The organism is Paenibacillus sp. FSL P4-0176 (assembly GCF_037975265.1).
In the GTDB taxonomy this organism is placed as follows: domain Bacteria; phylum Bacillota; class Bacilli; order Paenibacillales; family Paenibacillaceae; genus Paenibacillus; species Paenibacillus amylolyticus.
This window is the reverse complement of record NZ_CP150242.1, coordinates 5,189,131-5,208,703: the sequence shown is the minus strand read 5'-3', so window position 1 is coordinate 5,208,703 and position 19,573 is coordinate 5,189,131. Positions and strand designations below refer to the sequence as shown.

Here is a 19,573-nt window from a genome sequence, read left to right as displayed (position 1 = left end):
TTATGACTAGAATAAAGATAAGGATGATTTGAAATGAACAAAAGGAAGAAAACACGGTGGCCCGTTTGGCTGGTTGGATTTATTGTATTAGCTGGCGGGATTCTAGGAATCAATCTAATGGTGCAAAATGTTCTAGCTGGAAACCACAGCGTTACAGAGAACGTTGAAGTGTCGCCCAGTGCATACCCAGGCTTAAATATCGAAACAAGGACGAAGAAAACGAAGCATTATATACTGTCGATTAGCAACGTTCTCACAAACAACAAGGAGATTAATACTCCTATTCAGACGTGGGTCAATGATCAGGAAAAGAAATTCTTAACCCAGGTTAAAACCGGTACAAAAACGCTTCAAGGCGATCATCGTGCTGAATTGAATATTACAGTAGATACGAATAAAATTAATGACCATTTATATAGTTTAGTGTTCACTTCCTATCAAATCACCACAGGCGGTGCTAATGGACAATCGATAATAAAATCTTTTAATATCGACACAGCTGAAAATAAAATATTGAATTTATCTGATATCATGACTTATGACAAAGCAACTGTTAACCATATTATGTCCATCGTGAAGGAAGAATTGAAGAAACAGAAAAACGTTCACTCTTATGTATTCGAAGCAGAACTTCAAAAATCTATAAAAAATCCATCTGGATGGAAATGGTCCATAGGTAACGGAGTCTTTACTTTATACTTTAATAAATACGAGATCGCTGCTGGTGCAGCCGGAACGGTCCAAGTGAACATTCCACTGAAATCCTTGCATTCCTACTTGAAGAAGGACCTTACTAAAAAATGGAATATTACTTATGAAAATAACGATGAACCAAAAGGGAAGAGGCCAACTCAGCCTCCGCTTGATCCTAAAGGGAAATATGTGGCTCTTACCTTTGATGATGGGCCTCACCCAAAGGTGACACCTAGAGTTCTAAAGACTTTGAAGGAGTACAACACGAAGGCTACTTTCTTCATGCTGGGCGTACAAGTAGAGTATTATCCTGATATGGCTAAAAAGGTTGCTAAGGCCGGCCACGAGATCGGCAATCACTCCAAGAGTCATCCGAATCTTGCGAATATGAGCCTGAGTGAGGTGCGCAAACAAATCATAGAATCATCGCACCGAATCAAAGATGCGACTGGAGAAAAACCAACCCTATTCCGTCCGCCTTATGGTGCTATGAATGAATCAGTCAAAAAAGTCACCAAAGAACAGAAAACACCCATTATTTTATGGTCTGTGGATTCGCTGGATTGGAAAAGCCGGAACGCCCAAGCTGTAAATAAAGAGGTTGCTAAAAACATCAGATCAGGTTCGATTGTACTTATGCATGATATTCACGCTTCTACAGCTGATGCACTGCCCCACATGCTTAAATCACTAAAAAAGCAAGGCTACCAATTCGTAACGGTGTCTCAGTTGTTGTCCTTGAATAAATCCACAGGAAATGGCCCTTATTATAATCAATAAGTTCATCACACAAAAGAGGTACAAACCTTCGTTTTTCTAAGGTTTGTACCTTTTCTATAAGAATTTGGATTTGAAATAATTCCTTGCTGTTCCGATTTCTCCATAGTTCCTTATATTCAGATACGGATGTAAGAGTTTTTCTAACGAACATTTTGTCCATAAGCTGCTTCACTCGCTAGCGACAGATGGTTCCAGCGTTATAATATTTTAGTTATGCAGTCATCTTTTTTTCGACTTTTCGTACTAGAAGTAAGTAATACTTCATGAAGTGTAAGGACATCTAGACTATCACTTAGGATAGTTGACTAAAAATCAGTTACTCTCTTGCCTTTGATATGCCAACTATCAAGCTAATTATAGTTGCGCTGAACAAGTTGAGTATGTGATCAATTTGATCCCAACTTTTATGCCCTATTATCATATTAAATGCAATGAATAACACACTACTGAGTAGAAAAAATCCCAGGAAGTATTTGAAAAATATTATTAGATTCATTTAATCTCCCGCATATCCATTTATAGTTTTGTTACGGTTGCACGCTCTATTTAGTTTGTAATATGTTTTCTATTTTAGATTATTAAATGCAATCATTTGTATTTGTTTTGTTGAAGTTATGTAAAAATATGGTTTTATTATTGTTAGGTGATTTTTGTTGCAGGATTATGGTTGTTTTTACCGAATAATAGTTAGGCCCACCTTAGAGGAGGGATAGAGATACTTAGGGATCGTAGCACTATACATAATAATGAGGGGATCAAGAAAATGGAACTTGTAGAAATGTCGCAAAGTAAAAAGAACAGAAATGCAACTCAGAAGTTTAGAGTGAAATGGATTAGAAAAGCGATAGCCCTATGCATTGGACTTTTAGTTATCGGTTTGATCGTAGGACAGTCCTCCGCTTTTGCATCATCTGGATCGGGTAATTCCATCACTTCAGTTCTTGACCGAAATGACTATTTGCTGGACGATGGTACACTTTGGTCTAAAGGGATCACAAGTGGAGTATGGACACAAAATCGAAAACTGATTGGTATTTCAAAATCAGAAGACCATTCCATCTTTGGGTGGACTGCCGATGGCCAAGTGATTCGGTGGAATAAGGACAATGCGCATAAACCAGTAACGAAACAATTCAATGGCGTTGTGAAAGTTTATGGCCATGGATGGGTTCAGCTTCAGGATGGAAACCTTTATAATTTTGATGATCAGGCTAAGGTTTTGGAATCGATTATCGATGCGGATTCTTATTGGAGTAGTACTGGAAGCGATTCTTCTTATAGCGCATTATCTTCATCGGGAGATATATATTATGACAAATACAACAAAATACGTAAAGCTGGAAATGTACCTGATGGTAAAGCAATTGCAACGAATGGTGTTTACGCAGCAGTGTTAAAAGATGATGGCTCGGTAGTGATCGTAAGTATGCTGTATGAGGATGACTACATCACGGTTGCGAATAATGTGCAATCTTTGATTTGGTGGGGGAGTACGCATAAGCTGCTCACGGTGAAACAGGATGGAAGCGTCTGGAGCTACGATCGAACTGCCAAATATAAGGGCGAGCAACTGCCTGGTTTAAGTAACGTATCGCGGATGGTGTATGCGCCTAATCTGGATGAGCTATATGCACAGTTACAAGATGGATCATGGGCTACATATGATAATGGAAAGTTAACTCCTCTATCAGCTCCCGCGTTAAATCAAGTGACACTTACGGCATCTTCCAAGGAAGCTAATATTGGGGATACGATCACGCTTGCAGTTCAGGAGAATTATAGTAATGGTTTCAAAAACAAGCGTGCGCCATTGCCTGAAGAAATTATAGTGGAGCAGCCCCGAGTTGCACAAATTCAGGCAGGAGGCAAACTGAAGGTTACGGGCATGGGAACAACCAAAGTGACTTTGAAGATAGGTGATTTTGCCTCAAGTCTTCAACTGAACGTTGATTCACAGCAAAAGTTAACAGGCGCCACATTGTTGGATGGAAATGTATACTTGCCAGTACAGTCGGTGTTCAAAACTTTGGGAGCCAAAATTGATGTGAAGGGTTCATCTTTTGAAATTCAATTTGGAGATGACAGTATTGTTTTGCAAAAAGGGAGTGCTGTTGCGCGATTAAACAACAAAGAGCTGAAGTTGAAAGGGAAAGTACAAACCATTGGAGGGCAAACTGTATTTCCTGCGGACTTGTTAAGACAGGCTGCGGGTATTCAGGTTCGATGGGATGCTGAGCTAAAGCAGGCCAAGGTGCTGGTTGGAAATTCTTCTATTCTGGTGGAATCGAAGGATACACTTGCACTGATCAAGAAAAAAGAGTTGGGGAATCTTGCTCGCTTCATTGGCAAGTCCTACTGGATCAACAGTGATACGAGTTTAGGGCAACGTTTCAGTAAAGTGACCATATCAGATATCAAAATTGAAAAGATTAAATACGGTGATCGAAGTTACTCTATTATCTTCCGTAATGCAAAAGGAAAAACCGTTTCTGCCTACGCAGGAGGTGCACCTTCCAGTGTGACGGAGATGCTTGCCGATTCCAACCAATTCTTCTCTTCTGATCCGTATAAGAAATACAATTGGTCCAAGTCCACTTGGAATAAAATCATTGCTGGAGAAGTAGCTTTAGGAATGAACATAACTCAGGTGCGCCTTGCTTGGGGAGATCCATCGAGCATTACGTATGAAACGAGTTCAAAAGGCAAAATCGAGGTTTGGGTGTATGCCAGCTCCGCAGGCATAAGAGCTTTAGGGTTTCTCAATGGCAAACTGATGGCGATTTACTGATGAATATACCAATTAATCATATCATTTGATTGCAAGTCACAGTACAAAAAAAGCCCGCTTTCCGTTACACCCCAGGAGGGAGAATATCGGAAAACGGGCCATTTTTTCAAAATGTAGAAGAAATATAAGAACTACTCTACGCCATCCTTAAAGTGTTTGCTCCAGTGTTTGTCGCCCTTGTGCAACAGATCTTCTACCGTTTTCTCAAGAGTCATCAATAGCTGTGCTCTGACATCCAGTACGGTTTCTCTGTACAAGCGTTCTTCCGATCCAACGATTTTATCGCCGTATAATGCCTGTGCAGCTACGTACTTCCGATGTTCCTCGACCAGAGTATCAATGGACTCCAATGCATGTTCAACAAAGTGGGAAATACTTTGATATTCTTTGGGCATTTGTTCTTTTAAAGCTTGAATTTTCGCAAGAGCTGGCATGCTCATCACCTCGTGTTTATGAATGTAAATTTACAATACACTATTTTCATGAAAATTGCATTAAAATCAGCTTAAATTTGGACAAATTTCGACTTTTTTTATTTTAGGAACCAAAAAAGTGCTTATCTATAATGTATGCCATTGCATTTGAATTGAGTCGTGTAAGTAATGGAATCACTTTTGGATACGTTTGGTGACTCGTTATGCAATTTCTGTTATTCTAAGAGAAGATTTCAGCGGCCCTAATACATACGCCGTTATTTTGTTATGGCAAATTAAAAAAATACTTAACTTTGCAACAATTTTATTGATGATCACGTCTGTAAGGTTGCAGGGAGAGGGGGATCCTTTGTGGTAGAGCCGGAACTCATCAGAGCCGCTCAATCGGGCGATCGCGACGCTCTAATTACCCTATTGCGGGAGATTGAACAACATGTCTATCGGACCGCATATTACATTCTAAATAATGAACAGGACGCTTTGGATGCTGCTCAGGAAGCGTTGATCCGAATTTACACCAAAATCAATTCATACGAAGAAAAGGCCCAATTCAAAACATGGGTACAACGCATCGTCACGAACATCTGTATTGATAAATTCAGAAGAACCAAACCGTCCGTCTCCATTGACGAACATGACATGGTTTTTCAGGATAATCAGGATGTGGAGTACGAGGTCATGTCTACATATGTGGCCCAGGACATTCAGGATGCGATCAACAAGCTTCCCGAGCATCATCGTACCGTTATTGTTCTAAGATATTTGCAGGACTTATCCTACAATGAAATTGCGGATTGTCTCGATCTTCCGTTGAATACGGTGAAATCTTATTTATTTAGAGCCAGGCAGCAATTACAGAATCTACTACAGGAATATCAGAAAGGTGGTGTGACAGGATGAAATGCGAAGAGGTGGTGGAATGGATGCACCGCTATCTGGATCATGATCTGGGCGAGGCGGAAACCGCGCAGATGCTACAGCATGTGGCAAAGTGTCCGGAGTGCGCCGAGAATTTTAGTTTACTCAGAGCTCTTTCCAGAGAACTGGAAGAATTGCCGCAAGTAAGCCCGAAATTTAGTCTGGTTGATGCGATAATGCCACAGCTTGATGCCATTGACGAAGCGCGGAAGGAACAAAGTAGCACCATACAGGAAATGAATCCTGTCCCCGCTACATTTGAGAATTTACAACGTTCAAGTGAGCGGAAAACGAAGCAAAAATGGCTTAACTCGATGGCAGGACGTATGTCCATGGGTGCAGCGGCTGCGGCAGTTATATTGGGATTCGCCATCTGGGGAAATCCGCCTGAACAGATTGAGAATGCCGATTCCATGCTGATGAGCTCTGGAGCTTCTCAAGAGAGCGGCAATTTGGATGAGAATTCATTAAGCAAGAATATTGAAAATTATGATCCTGCCACTTCGTCCCAACCAAGTAGCAACGATGTGTTTGTGGGTCAATCGAATGATTCACCAACTAAACCAGATAACCAAGACGTAGAAACAATGCCTGAAGAGAACGGTGGAGATGAGGTACAGGAGCCTGAAGTTCAGTCAGATCCGACACCTAAACAACCGGCTACTGAATCAACGCCTGCTCCGAATAAAGGACCGCAGGATAATTCGTCCAGAACTCCTTCGACCGATAATCAGAAGAATCCGGCTCAGAACCAAGATTCTGAGCAGAGAATTCAGGGATCAGGAGATTCTCCTAAATCTTCTGCAGATGGGGAAGAGAATGGAGAAACAGAAACAGAAAATGGAGATGCGCAATCCTTCACTTCTCAGGATACAACACCTAATATGACTGAAGATGTTCCGGTTGAAGGTAACACTGTACTTGATTCCAGTGCAGGTGCAGACGCTTCTGGAGGAAACAAAGGAGTCGCAGCAGGACCGGATCAGGGAATGGCTACAACAGTAGCACCAAAAGAATGGAAGTCACCTGACGGTTCCTATGTAGTTATGCTTATTGGTGATCAAATCAGCATATACTCCAAACCTGTGAGCGAACCGGATGTTCTAAATTTGGTTGAACAACGCAGCATAGAGGGGACACTGAAGTCAGCGAGTTGGTCGAAGGATGGTACCCTTTTTAATTACGAAACGGACAAGGACGGAACAACGGCGAAGAACTCGTTTAATGTACCTGCTGTTTCAGGGGGAGCTCCTGCGAAATAATTAAAAATGGGGAGTGCGCTCCTCTAAACGAAAGAACATTTTCAGTATGACAAGCATATAGTGGAAGTAACAAAACGTCCTATCTCAGTTCAAACAACTGACGTCGTATGACCGCGCACCGGCTTTTTCTAGAACTGCTGGTGTCAGCGTTTATATAGATGTAGGACAGGGGACCTTCATCCATAACTGGATGTAAGGTCCCTTTGTTGTCTTGCGTTTTTTCTGGTAGGATAAGAGGGATAAGGAGGCGCCGTGAATGGATGTAAAAAGTGCAACAAAGGCAATACGTAATGGAGAAACGGCACCGATCTATGTGCTGTACGGAACGGAGAAGTACCAGATACAGCAATTTACGGATATGTTAAAAGAACAGGTTATTGAAGAAGAACATCGTGATTTTGCGATTATTCCATATGATTTGTCTGAAACGGCTGTGGAGGTCGTTATTGAAGAAGCAGAGACCGTACCTTTTCTGGTTCCACGCAAATTAATTATTGTAAGGGATGCGAGCCTGTTTACCGCAGGTAAAGAATCCAAGATTGAACATCAGGTTAATCGTCTGCTTACATATATGGAAAATCCGGCAGATTACAGTACGATTGTTTTCCTGGCCCAAGGGGATAAGCTGGATGAGCGTAAGAAACTGGTGAAAGCTGTCAAGAAACAGGCAGTAGTTCTTGCTTTTGCTCCACTCAGTGGAGAAGAGTTATTGAATTGGATAGTGAAACTTGCGAAGCAGCGGGATGTTTCCTTGGAGACGGGAGCGGCGGAAACGTTGATCAGCTATGCAGGAACGGGTCTTCAGACCCTGTCTGCTGAAGTAGATAAGTTATGTTTGTTTGCGGGTAATGGGGGGACAATCAAACGTGCTGATATCGAGTCACTGGTTGCCCGTAGTACAGAGCAGAATGTATTTTCACTGGTGGAGGAACTTGCTAATTTGCGACTGGAGAAAGCGTTGGCTCTTTTCTATGAGTTGTTGAAGCAGCGGGAAGAACCGATTAAAATTGCGGCTTTAATCGCACGCCAGTTTCGGATCATGATCCAGGTGAAAGAGTTGGGACAACAAAGTTACTCCCAGCAGCAGATTGCCAGTCAGCTTGGTTTGCATCCGTATGCTGTTAAGATTGCAGGTGAGCAAGCCCGTAAGTTTCAGCCGGAACGTCTGAGAATGATTTTGAGTCACCTCAGCGAACTGGATTACCAGATGAAAACAGGAGCGGTGGATAAAGTTCTTGGTCTGGAACTGTTCTTATTGAGACTTGGTGCATGAATGGATAAGTAAACGTAATAGATTACTAGTGTGAATAACAAACAAAGCGACCTTTGCTCCATGATAGTTAAATCATCTGAATAAAGGTCGCTTTATCTTTGTCTTATACTTATCGAATCAGATACTAAAAAATCCTGAAAGCCTATGCTGTTCAGGATTTTTCCATTGGATCGTAAAAGTAACGCTTCTTACGCTTGTGCGGAAAGAGCGTTCAGTTTTTTCGCCAAGCGAGACTTTTTGCGTGCTGCAGCATTTTTATGAACCAGACCTTTAGTTACAGCCTTGTCCAGCTTTTTGGAAGCAGCTTGAATCGCAGCTTTTGCAGTATCAACTTCGTTACTTACCAGAGCAGCATCAGCAGCTTTAACAGCTGTACGGAGTGCAGACTTCTGGGAAGCGTTGAGTGCGCGGCGCTTGTCGCTCGTTTTTACGCGTTTAACAGCGGATTTGATGTTTGGCATTACATTCACCTCCTGTAAGGCATTTGCATGAATACAAACGTTTCACAACTTAAAATATTCTATCACGCTAGCATGTAAAATGCAACAGATATTCCTACGATGTTCGACATGCTGTATAAAGAAACCCTTTTTCCCACACAATATGCTCAAATGCGGTAAGGGAGGCAAGGACAGAATGACACTGGATTTGCAAAACTATACAGTTCGTACCGATTTGGCGATCGACTCCAAGGAAATGGCGCAAGGTGGACAGAAACAGACGATTCCCGGACTACAGGAAGATGTAGAGAAAAAAGAGGGCATTACGATTACACGTATTGATGTCCTGACTGAAGAAGCAGCCACGGCTATTGGTCGGGTGAAAGGTCATTATGTCACTTTGGAAGTACCTTCACTACGGAATGGTGATACCGAGTTACAGGAGCGAGTTGCTGCCGAGTTCACCCGTGAAATGGAAGATTTTATGGTTAAGGCCGGAATTAACAAAACATCCAAGGTCTTGATTGTTGGCTTGGGCAACTTAAATGTCACCCCGGATTCACTTGGTCCACTTGTTGTGGAAAATCTGATGGTGACGCGTCAGTATTTCGAATTGGTGCCAGATCAGGTTGCGCCAGGGTATCGGGAAGTCAGCGCGATTGCTCCCGGCGTGTTAGGTACAACGGGCATTGAATCCAGTGACATCGTACAGGGGATTGTAGATCGGACCAAGCCGGATGCCATTATTGCGATTGATGCGCTGGCCTCCCGTTCCTTGGAACGTGTAAATACAACGATTCAGGTAGCGGACATTGGTATTCACCCGGGTTCCGGTATTGGAAACAAACGGCGTGGCCTGACTCGTGAAATATTAGGTGTGCCTTGCATCGCCATCGGAGTACCAACCGTATGTTATGCGTCCACCATTGTGAACAATGTGATTGAGATGATGCGCTCACACTTCCGCCAGGAAACGGATCAGACCAAACAGATCATGGGTATGCTGGACGACATCGGTGAGCAGGATCGCTTGAGTCTGGTGAAAGAGGTACTGGAACCACTGGGTCATGACCTCATTGTTACCCCAAAGGAAATCGATGAGTTTATTGAGGGAATTGCCAATGTTATTGCTACAGGACTTAACGCGGCACTCCATGATGCTGTGAATCCAGATAACGTAGCGGCCTATACACATTAAAACTTAAAACTGCTGAGAAGAAGGTCCGAATCTATCGGACTTTCTTTTTTTTGTTTTTGGAATCTTTCATTTTCCTGTTCTATCAATTTGGGCGGGCTCATAGAGTTGAAGTATAAGAGTTGTCCAGCAGGGAAGGAGACAGCAGAATGAACAAGATATTGGCCTGGAATATTGGGAAGTGGAAAAAAAGATGTCTGCACGTGCTGGCCATGGGCCGTACGTTGTTGTTGCTTATGATCATATCTGCCTTGTTTTTTGTCGTACTGGGTCTGGGGGGGATGGCAGAGAAACGCTTGAATAATTCACCCGTTTCTTCCATGAAAGGATTTGCGAGTGCCGTATCAAGCCGTTTTTTCGTCGATATGCTCGGTATGGAGATGCCTCATCTCACCCAGAAGGAACAGACCTCTGCTATATCCGGTGAAAACCTCACCTCATTTGTTTTCCAATTACTAACGAATGTAAATCCTCAAGATCCGAAGAGCTTGATTGCGAGAGAAATGCCGGGCATGGGTTCCAACCAACCTGTTCTGCTCCGCCCTGGATCTGGTAACGAAAAAGCAGAGGCTCCCGAAGATTATCAGCCCGGTCCTGGTCTTACGGATACGGCTTCCGCAGGTGGAGGAAAACCCGGTAGTGAGCTGCATATTCCACCAGGCCAGGACAATACGGACCCACCTGAGTCGAGTGAGCCTGGAGATGGAGAAGGTAAAGAAGATCCCCCAGCGAAGAATGGTGAGAAAGACAATTCAGGCTCACCGACAACAGGCCAAAAGTCAATTCTTATCTATCATTCCCATCCACGGGAAGGCTACAACCCACTGCTAGGTACGAAAAGTGATAATCCATCATCAGGCAAATCAACAGGCAATGTATTTCAAGTGGGAACCTACCTCTCAGACAGTCTGGAGAAGCTGGGAATCGGCGTAGAACACGCCAAGGATGATTACCCCACTAAAGTAAAGGACTATAACTGGAACTATTCTTATAAATACTCCCGTCAAACGGTAAAAGCGGCACTCGCTCAAAATGATGATCTGACATATCTCATAGACATTCATCGCGATTCACAGCGTCATGGCAAAACAACAACCACTATTAATGACTTGGGCTACGCCAAAGTGTATTTCATTATTGGGCATGAAAATCCAAATTGGCGGCAAAATGAAGCCTTTGCAGCGAAAATTCATAAGAAACTGGAAGCCAAGTATCCTGGGGTATCCCGTGGTGTGTGGGGCAAAGATGGTGGAGGAGCCAACAATGGAGAGTATAACCAAACCCTTTCACCCAACAGCATTTTGATTGAGATTGGCGGCATCGACAACACAGGAGCTGAGCTCCAACGGACATCGAAGATTCTAGCAGACATGATTGCCCAAGTGTATTGGGAAGATCAGAAGGTGGACAAAGCCAGTGCAGAAACGTCATCACAGGGTGGATAGGGACTATATATGTATGAAGAACAAAATAGTAGAGAGTGACAGGAGGCAAAGCATATGTCCAGATTCGGTAAAAGACTGTTATCCATCGCTGTATTAATGTTGCTGGGTGTGCTGTTTGGAATGCAGCTGGCTGGCAGCAACTTTCACATGGGCAATCCATCAGGAGGCACGTCAACCGTTGTAACAACTGAGCCCACTTCATCGGTGACCGAATCTGTTCCGACTGCACCTGTCCAAAAGGAAATTAAAGAACCACCATTTGTACCTGTTCAGTCACCAAGCCAAGTGCTTGGGGCGGATCAAGATAAGGCTCCGGTTGATGTGTTGGCAGACAAAACGGCTGGACTACTGCAAAATCTCTCACATAGTGGAATCAAGTGGGTGGTCTCTCTTTTTAGCGGCGTTGCTGAATAAAATACCATAATTTTAAGGTACAATATAACCTCTGGGAGTGCATGATGACACTTTATTATAAAGTTGAGACATCACGGGATTGATGCACTGTGCTTCAACTGTTATAATGAAGTGATTGACACTAGGCTGTTTCTGGGGGTAAGGAATGACTGACATTCGGGCAAGACAACGTAAAATTCGTAACTTTTCTATTATTGCACATATAGATCACGGCAAATCAACACTTGCGGACCGGATCTTGGAGCACACAGGTGCGCTCACTTCACGTGAAATGCAGGAACAAGTTCTGGATAAAATGGACCTTGAACGTGAACGTGGAATAACGATCAAGCTACAAGCAGTAGCCTTGACTTACAAAGCGGACGATGGTGAAGAGTATTTATTGAATCTGATTGATACACCGGGACACGTAGACTTCACGTATGAAGTATCACGCAGTCTTGCTGCATGTGAAGGTGCTCTGCTGGTTGTGGATGCGGCTCAGGGAATTGAAGCCCAAACACTTGCCAATGTGTATCTGGCATTGGATAACAATCTTGAAATTTTACCGGTTATCAACAAAATTGACCTTCCGAGCGCTGATCCTGAACGGGTGAAGCAGGAAGTGGAAGATGTTATTGGTTTGGACACAAGTAATGCGGTTTTGGCTTCGGCCAAATCAGGAATCGGAATCAAAGAAATTTTGGAGCAAGTGGTGAAGAGTGTTCCGGCACCAACTGGTGATCCTGACCAGCCTTTGAAAGCGCTGATTTTTGACTCGCACTACGATCCGTACAAAGGTGTAATCGTATATGTGCGTGTTGTTGACGGCAAAATCAAATCCGGTTCCAAAATCAAAATGATGGCAACAGGAAAATCATTTGAAGTCATTGAAGTTGGAGCGTTCAAACCTCGTATGACCATCGTGGACGAGCTGAACGTCGGGGATGTTGGATTTATCGTTGCAGGTATCCGGCATGTTGGCGATACACAAGTCGGGGATACGGTAACGGATGCCAAAAATCCAACACCGGAACCATTGCCGGGTTATCGTAAAATTAACCCAATGGTGTATTGTGGTCTCTATCCGATCGAAACATCGGACTATGTTGATCTGCGTGAAGCGTTGGAGAAATTGCAGTTGAACGATGCGTCTCTGAGCTTTGAACCGGAAACATCCAGTGCACTCGGTTTTGGATTCCGTTGCGGATTCCTTGGACTGCTTCACATGGACGTAATTCAGGAGCGGATCGAGCGGGAGTTTAACATTCCGTTGATCACAACGGCACCAAGTGTAATCTATCACGTTACCTTAACGAATGGTGAAGTGATGAAAATCGACAACCCATCCAACTATCCTGAGGTGGGACGGATTGATTACGTCGAGGAACCATACGTCAAGGCAGATATTATCGTACCGAATGATTATGTAGGTACCATTATGGAGCTGTGTCAGACTAAACGCGGTGAATATGTAAATATGGAATATCTGGACACAACCCGGGTTACCATTACCTATGAGATTCCGTTGTCCGAGATTGTATATGACTTCTTCGACCAGTTGAAATCCGGTACCAAAGGATATGCATCCCTGGATTATGAGTTGTCCGGTTACCGTCAGTCCAATCTGGCGAAAATGGATATTGTACTCAATGGCGAACAGGTGGATGCTTTGTCCTTCATCGTTCACCGTGATCGTGCCTATAACCGCGGACGCATTGTCTGTGAGAAACTGCGCGAGCTGATTCCACGGCAAATGTTCGAGGTGCCAATTCAGGCATCTGTAGGTACCAAGGTCGTTGCTCGTGAGACGGTAAAAGCAATGCGTAAAAACGTACTTGCCAAGTGTTATGGTGGTGACATCTCGCGGAAACGGAAACTGCTTGAGAAGCAGAAGGAAGGTAAGAAGCGGATGAAGCAGGTTGGTAACGTTGAGGTGCCACAAGAGGCATTCATGGCGGTACTGAAAATTGATGACTAGGACGTTTGCTTGCAAACGTCACGTGAATCCTTTTGGTACATCAATAATTTGTGTATGAAAGGATAAACGATATTTTGTCTCGGGTACAACACAGATTGTGTGTATCGAAATTGAATTGTAGGACGTTTGCTTGCAAACATGGGTACAACACAGAATATTAAAATAACTAAGCTGAAAGGGAAGCCGGATGGCTTTCCTTTTTTCAAATAGAGGGGGACTTGCCATGACATTGGCAGCACACAGCCGGAAGACAGGTGCGCCCCAAGCGGTGTATCTTCACATTCCCTTTTGCACGAATAAATGTTTTTATTGCGACTTTAACTCCTACGTTCTGAAAGATCAGCCCGTGATGCAATATCTCGAAGCGCTGGAACGGGAGATGGAACATACAGTTAAGGCCAATCCACCGGGTGAGATCAAGACCATATTTGTAGGTGGGGGTACGCCAACAGCTCTGAAACCGGATGAGATGGCCGTATTTCTTCGTTCCGTGAAGACGTATTTCCCAAATTGGGCGGACGATATTGAATTTTCGATGGAAGCCAACCCGGGAACAACGGATGCGGAGAAACTCGCTGCGATGAAAGAAGGCGGCGTCAACCGCGTCAGTTTTGGCGTGCAGGCTTTTCAGAATGATCTGCTGACAGGCATTGGCCGTATTCATAATACGGATGATGTATATCGCAGTTTGGAGAATGCTCGAAAAGCAGGCTTGAATAACCTGTCCATTGACCTGATGTTTGGTTTGCCAAACCAGACTGTTGAAATGTTGAATGAGAGTATCGACAAAGCGCTGGAACTGGATCTGCCGCATTACTCCATCTACAGCCTGAAAGTGGAAGAGAATACACTTTTCCATACCCTGTATCAGAAGAACCAGTTACCACTTCCTCATGAAGATGATGAGCTGGAGATGTATCTTCTATTAATGAGACGTATGAAAGAAGCGGGCTATGGACAATACGAGATTAGTAACTTTGCCAAGCCGGGCTTTGAGAGTCGTCACAATATTACCTACTGGCGTAATGAGGACTACTATGGTCTGGGTGCAGGTGCGCATGGATATGTGGGCCGCGAACGGCATATGAATATTAAAGGTATAAATCCTTATGTTGAAGCTTCACGAGCAGGACTGCCTCGTCTGGATCATTTTGAGATTGCTCGCCCGGAAGCTATGGAAGATTATCTGATGGTTGGACTGAGAATGTTGGAGGGAGCTTCGGCCTCACGCTTTAGCGAACAGTTCGGAGAGTCCATGGAAGAAGTGTTTGCGAAGCCTTTGGGCAAAATGTTGAACGCAGGGTTGCTTGAGCGGACGGCAGACGGCTTCCGACTGAGCGAGAAGGGTATCCTGTTCGGAAATGACGTTTTTGCGGAGTTTATCGGGTCCATATCGCTGAATTCATAGCTTGAAATTCTATACGCTCTGTTGTATATTTATTCATATTGATTTTACAGAGCGTGTTAATTTAACAACTACGAAGTCAGCTTTCCTCTGGAAAGCTTGGTAATAGGAGGAGAGCAGGATGTCGGTAATATGCAGAAAAGCCGTGCCGGAAGATGTTGAACCACTGTATGAAATGATTAAGGGCTATGCAGAGCGTGGGATCATGCTTCCGCGATCACGGGAAATACTGCACCGACAGCTGGAGCACTTTGTTGTAGCCGAAGTTGATGGTGAAGTGGTGGGTTGCGGATCGCTTTGTCGTCTGGGGAATGATTTGGTGGAAGTCAGATCACTCGGTATCTCGGAAGGACACAAAGGGCTCGGTATTGGCTCCCGATTGCTGGACCGACTGGTAGAAGAAGCGGAGAAACAACAGATTCCTAAGGTTATGGCGTTGACATATGAAGTATCCTTCTTCCTCAAAAACGGTTTTGCCGTAGTGGAAAAAGAGATTTTCCCTGAGAAAGTATGGACCGACTGTGTTCATTGCAGCAAGCAGGATTGTTGCGATGAGATCGCGGTATTAAAAGAGCTTAACGTTTCAGCTTAACAACTGAATGGACTGCATGGATCGAGCCGAGTCTGCCTCTGCCCTACATGCAGTCCTTTTTTACTTCAAAGTATGTTCAATAAAGTTGTTAGGACTCGTCGACATTGGTCTATACTATAAATAGATGAGCCCACTCATCAAACTCACTTGACAATGTTCACGTCAGTTTGGTATTTTTGTATTACCGCTTAGCACTCATCTAACCGGAGTGCTAACGACATGGGACAGTACAGTCAGAAGGAGGGATACTCACCATGTTAACAGAGCGTCAACGAATGATTCTGAACGCTATAGTGGATGACTATATCCGTTCAGCTGAGCCCGTAGGGTCCCGGAGCATTTCCAAAAGGGGAGATGTTGGATACAGTCCGGCGACGATCCGTAATGAAATGGCGGACCTTGAAGATATGGGTTTCCTGGAACAGCCGCATACATCGGCAGGACGCATTCCTTCTCATAAAGGCTATCGATATTATGTCGATCATTTGGTCCCTTGGAATCAGGTGGAGCCTCAGGAGTTGGATGATCTCAAGTCGTTCTTCGCTGAAAAACTGAACGTCATGGAACAAGTTATTCAGCATGCATCCAATATTTTGTCACATATGACGAATTATACTTCGATCCTGCTTGGACCGGAAGTATTCCATACGTCCTTACGTCACTTCCAATTGCTTCCGCTGAACGAGAGTGAAGCTGTGGCAATCATCGTGACCAATACAGGTCAAGTGGAGAACAAGACGGTGCAGATTCCACCAGAAATCTCGGTAGCCGAGATGGAAAATGTGGTTCGCTTGTTAAATACCAAGCTTGTGGGCGTACCAATCTACAAATTGAAATCCCGTCTTTATACCGAACTTGGGCAAGAGATGGAACGGCATATTACACGTTACGAGGAAGTTATGCAGGTGCTGAACAGTGCATTTGACAATGAACATGATAATCGTCTTTTCCTCAGTGGTGCCACCAATATGTTGACTCAACCGGAGTTTAAAGATATCGAAAAGGTAAAAGATATTCTTGACCTGCTGGAAGAGACACCAACACTCATGAAATTGATGATGCCCGTGCCAGGTGGATCTGGTATTCAAGTGCGAATCGGCACTGAAAATGATCATGAAGCCTTTGCCAACTGCAGCCTGATTACAGCCTCCTATTCATTGGACGGTGAGGCTTTGGGTTCGATCGGTATTCTAGGACCCACGCGGATGGATTATGCACGTGTCATTCATATTCTAAATACACTATCCCGTGACTTGACGGCGATGCTGACACATCGTTTCAAATAAGATTCGGGAATGAACCATTTCATTCGTATAAGGAGGTGAACATCTTGAAAGAGGAGCAATCATTTACAGAAGAACAAGAGGTAACAGCAACTGAGCAGGGGCCTATTAATGAAGCTGGCGCTGCAGAAGCACAAGCTGAAGAGATGGCTGGTCAGGAGCAGGATGAGCTTGCACGTCTGAAGGCAGAAGCTGAGGAGCAACAACAGCGTTATGTCCGTGCACAGGCTGATTTTGATAACTTCCGTCGTCGTACGCAGAAGGAAAAAGAAGAATTGGCTAAATACGCTTCGATGAAGCTGGTCACCGAACTGGTACCGGTTATTGATAACTTCGAGCGCGCCATGGCTACTGTACCGGAAGGAGCAGAGGTCGAATCTTTCTCCAAGGGCATCCAAATGATTTTCCGTCAATTGGAAACCGTGATGAATAATGAAGGTCTGACGGCTATGGAATCGGTAGGACAACCGTTCAATCCTGAATTCCACCAAGCAATTATGCAAGTGGAGAGCGACGAGTACGAAGAAGGTATCGTTGTTGAGGAAGTCCAAAAAGGCTACATGCTGAAAGATAAAGTGCTTCGTCCAGCTATGGTTAAAGTCAGCTCATAAATTCCTTATAGGAAGGAATGAGTCGGCTCCATGGTTGAACAATGTGGGCGAAGTTTAATATAAAGGTTTGTACACATAGAGCACGATTAGCAACATGAACATCTAAATAAGGGTCAGATCAGACCCATTCATTTTAAATTGTTGAGGGAGGAAATTTTCGGATGAGCAAAGTAATTGGTATTGACTTAGGAACAACAAACTCATGCGTAGCAGTAATGGAAGGCGGCGAGGCTGTCGTAATTCCAAATCCGGAGGGCGCACGTACAACTCCATCCGTAGTTGGTTTCAAAAAGGATGGAGAGCGCGTTGTTGGTGAAACAGCAAAACGTCAAGCCATCACCAATCCGGATCGTACCATCATGTCGATCAAACGTCACATGGGTACTTCCCACAAGGAAACAATCGATAGCAAAGACTACTCCGCACAAGAGATCTCTGCAATCATTCTGCAAAAATTGAAATCCGATGCTGAAGCTTATCTGGGTCAAACGGTAACTCAAGCAGTTATCACTGTACCAGCTTACTTCAATGACAGTCAGCGCCAGGCGACTAAAGATGCGGGTAAAATTGCAGGTTTGGAAGTTCTGCGTATCGTCAACGAGCCAACAGCAGCAGCTTTGGCATACGGTATGGAGAAATCCGAAGACCAAACGATCCTCGTATATGACCTGGGTGGCGGTACGTTCGACGTATCCATTCTTGAACTGGGTGATGGCTTCTTCGAAGTTAAAGCAACTAGCGGGGACAACAAACTAGGCGGGGATGACTTTGACCAAGTGATCATTGATTACCTCGTAAGTGAATTCAAAAAAGATCAAGGCATTGACTTGAGTAAAGATAAAGCAGCGGTTCAACGTTTGAAAGATGCAGCGGAAAAAGCGAAAAAAGAACTTTCCGGCGTATTGACTACAACGATCTCCTTGCCGTTCATCACAGTTGCTGATGGCGTTCCTCAGCATTTGGAGTTGAACCTGAGCCGTGCGAAATTTGAAGAAATCTCTGAAGGTCTGGTTGAGCGTACGCTTGAACCAACTCGTCGTGCATTGAGTGATGCGGGTATGACGCCTAACGATATCGACAAGATCGTATTGGTTGGTGGTTCGACACGTATTCCAGCAGTACAAGAAGCAATCAAAAAACTGACGGGTAAAGAGCCACACAAAGGCGTTAACCCGGATGAAGTTGTAGCTTTGGGTGCTGCTGTACAAGCGGGCGTACTGACAGGTGACGTTAAAGACGTTGTATTGCTCGACGTAACGCCATTGTCCCTGGGTATCGAAACAGCGGGTGGCGTATTCACTAAAATGATCGAGCGTAACACTACGATCCCTACAAGCAAATCTCAAGTGTTCTCCACGTATGCAGACAATCAACCAAGCGTTGAGATTCATGTTCTGCAAGGTGAGCGTGAGATGGCAGCGGGTAACAAATCGCTTGGACGTTTCATGTTGGGTGATATTCCACCAGCTCCACGTGGCGTTCCACAGATCGAAGTTAGCTTCGATATTGATGCCAACGGTATCGTTAACGTATCTGCAACAGATAAAGGTACGAACAAAACTCAAAAAATCACAATCACTTCTTCCAGCGGTTTGAGCGATGCTGAAGTTGAGCAAATGATGAAAGATGCTGAGTTGCATGCTGAAGAAGATAAAAAACGCAGAGAACTCGTTGAAGCGAAAAACAGTGCAGATCAATTGATCTACTCTGTTGACAAAACGATCAAAGATCTTGGCGAAAAAGCAGATGCTGGCGAAGTTGAAAAAGCAAATGCTGCCAAAGAAAAACTGCAAGGCGTTCTGGCTTCCGACAACCTGGAAGATATCAAAGCTGCTACAGAAGAACTGACAGAGATCGTTCAACAACTGTCTGTGAAACTGTATGAGCAAGCTCAGGCGCAAGAGCAAGAAGCACAAGGTGCTGAAGAGCAACAACAAGGTTCTGCTAAACGTGACAACGTCGTAGACGCTGATTACGAAGTTGTGGATGAAGATAAAAAACAAAACTAATTCGTAGTTCTACGCGAATTAAACATCGGTGACGTTCGAATTAGAGGGAAAGTCATAGCCGGGGCTCCCGC

Annotated in this window: 16 protein-coding genes; 14 read left to right on the top strand and 2 right to left on the bottom strand. The window is 44.1% G+C overall.

The features are described 5' to 3' along the window. Positions 1-33: 33 nt before the first annotated feature. Both MKY95_RS24305 and MKY95_RS24300 read left to right on the top strand, forming a co-directional pair. Positions 34-1,473 carry a polysaccharide deacetylase family protein gene (locus tag MKY95_RS24305; protein WP_036615114.1) on the top strand — a complete coding sequence of 480 codons (1,440 nt, stop codon included), beginning with the start codon at positions 34-36 and terminating at the stop codon, positions 1,471-1,473. A 763-nt stretch (positions 1,474-2,236) separates the two neighbouring features. Beyond that, positions 2,237-4,261 carry a copper amine oxidase N-terminal domain-containing protein gene (locus MKY95_RS24300; RefSeq protein ID WP_051447376.1) on the top strand — a complete coding sequence of 675 codons (2,025 nt, stop codon included), beginning with the start codon at positions 2,237-2,239 and terminating at the stop codon, positions 4,259-4,261. 131 nt (positions 4,262-4,392) lie between these two features. Here MKY95_RS24300 and MKY95_RS24295 read toward each other — a convergent pair whose 3' ends face one another. Further along, positions 4,393-4,695 (bottom strand): hypothetical protein, encoded by a 303-nt coding sequence (locus MKY95_RS24295; RefSeq protein WP_017687204.1) that lies wholly within the window; start codon positions 4,693-4,695, stop codon positions 4,393-4,395. Between the two features lie 351 nt (positions 4,696-5,046). Here MKY95_RS24295 and MKY95_RS24290 point away from each other — a divergent pair, with 351 nt between their 5' ends. The 3 genes from MKY95_RS24290 (at position 5,047) to holA (ending at position 8,148) form a co-directional block, all read left to right on the top strand. Beyond that, positions 5,047-5,595, top strand: coding sequence for a sigma-70 family RNA polymerase sigma factor (locus MKY95_RS24290; protein ID WP_017687205.1), 549 nt, complete (start codon positions 5,047-5,049; stop codon positions 5,593-5,595). Next, entirely contained in the window at positions 5,592-6,875 is a 1,284-nt protein-coding gene (locus tag MKY95_RS24285) for an anti-sigma factor (RefSeq protein WP_036615109.1), read from the top strand. Before MKY95_RS24290 ends, MKY95_RS24285 begins: the two co-directional genes overlap by 4 nt. Positions 6,876-7,131: 256 nt before the next feature. After that, on the top strand, positions 7,132-8,148 hold the full coding sequence (holA, locus tag MKY95_RS24280; protein WP_036615106.1) for a DNA polymerase III subunit delta: 1,017 nt from the start codon (positions 7,132-7,134) through the stop codon (positions 8,146-8,148). Positions 8,149-8,336: 188 nt separating this feature from the next. On the opposite strand, the gene rpsT is transcribed toward holA, so the two are convergent. After that, on the bottom strand, positions 8,337-8,609 hold the full coding sequence (rpsT, locus tag MKY95_RS24275) for a 30S ribosomal protein S20 (protein WP_024628504.1): 273 nt from the start codon (positions 8,607-8,609) through the stop codon (positions 8,337-8,339). A gap of 175 nt (positions 8,610-8,784) precedes the next feature. Between rpsT and gpr the strand changes: the two genes are divergently transcribed. The 9 genes from gpr (at position 8,785) to dnaK (ending at position 19,502) form a co-directional block, all read left to right on the top strand. After that, positions 8,785-9,786 (top strand): GPR endopeptidase, encoded by a 1,002-nt coding sequence (gene gpr / locus MKY95_RS24270; protein WP_036615103.1) that lies wholly within the window; start codon positions 8,785-8,787, stop codon positions 9,784-9,786. 146 nt (positions 9,787-9,932) lie between these two features. After that, complete coding sequence (locus MKY95_RS24265; protein WP_036615100.1) at positions 9,933-11,228, top strand: stage II sporulation protein P; 1,296 nt, start codon at positions 9,933-9,935, stop codon at positions 11,226-11,228. Between the two features lie 54 nt (positions 11,229-11,282). After that, a complete protein-coding gene (locus tag MKY95_RS24260; protein ID WP_036615099.1) occupies positions 11,283-11,642 on the top strand; it encodes a hypothetical protein in 360 nt (119 codons plus the stop codon). 145 nt (positions 11,643-11,787) lie between these two features. Further along, on the top strand, positions 11,788-13,602 hold the full coding sequence (lepA, locus tag MKY95_RS24255; protein ID WP_036615097.1) for a translation elongation factor 4: 1,815 nt from the start codon (positions 11,788-11,790) through the stop codon (positions 13,600-13,602). A 223-nt stretch (positions 13,603-13,825) separates the two neighbouring features. Next, positions 13,826-15,010: a radical SAM family heme chaperone HemW gene (gene hemW, locus MKY95_RS24250; protein WP_036615094.1), complete on the top strand. Its 1,185-nt coding sequence runs from the start codon at positions 13,826-13,828 to the stop codon at positions 15,008-15,010. 118 nt (positions 15,011-15,128) lie between these two features. Beyond that, positions 15,129-15,599, top strand: a complete 471-nt coding sequence (locus tag MKY95_RS24245) for an N-acetyltransferase (RefSeq protein WP_017687214.1) — start codon at positions 15,129-15,131, stop codon at positions 15,597-15,599. A 254-nt stretch (positions 15,600-15,853) separates the two neighbouring features. Then, a complete protein-coding gene (gene hrcA / locus MKY95_RS24240) occupies positions 15,854-16,885 on the top strand; it encodes a heat-inducible transcriptional repressor HrcA (protein WP_036615092.1) in 1,032 nt (343 codons plus the stop codon). 44 nt (positions 16,886-16,929) lie between these two features. After that, complete coding sequence (gene grpE, locus MKY95_RS24235; protein WP_036615089.1) at positions 16,930-17,493, top strand: nucleotide exchange factor GrpE; 564 nt, start codon at positions 16,930-16,932, stop codon at positions 17,491-17,493. 161 nt (positions 17,494-17,654) lie between these two features. After that, positions 17,655-19,502, top strand: a complete 1,848-nt coding sequence (gene dnaK, locus MKY95_RS24230; RefSeq protein WP_036615087.1) for a molecular chaperone DnaK — start codon at positions 17,655-17,657, stop codon at positions 19,500-19,502. The last annotated feature ends 71 nt before the right edge of the window (positions 19,503-19,573 follow it).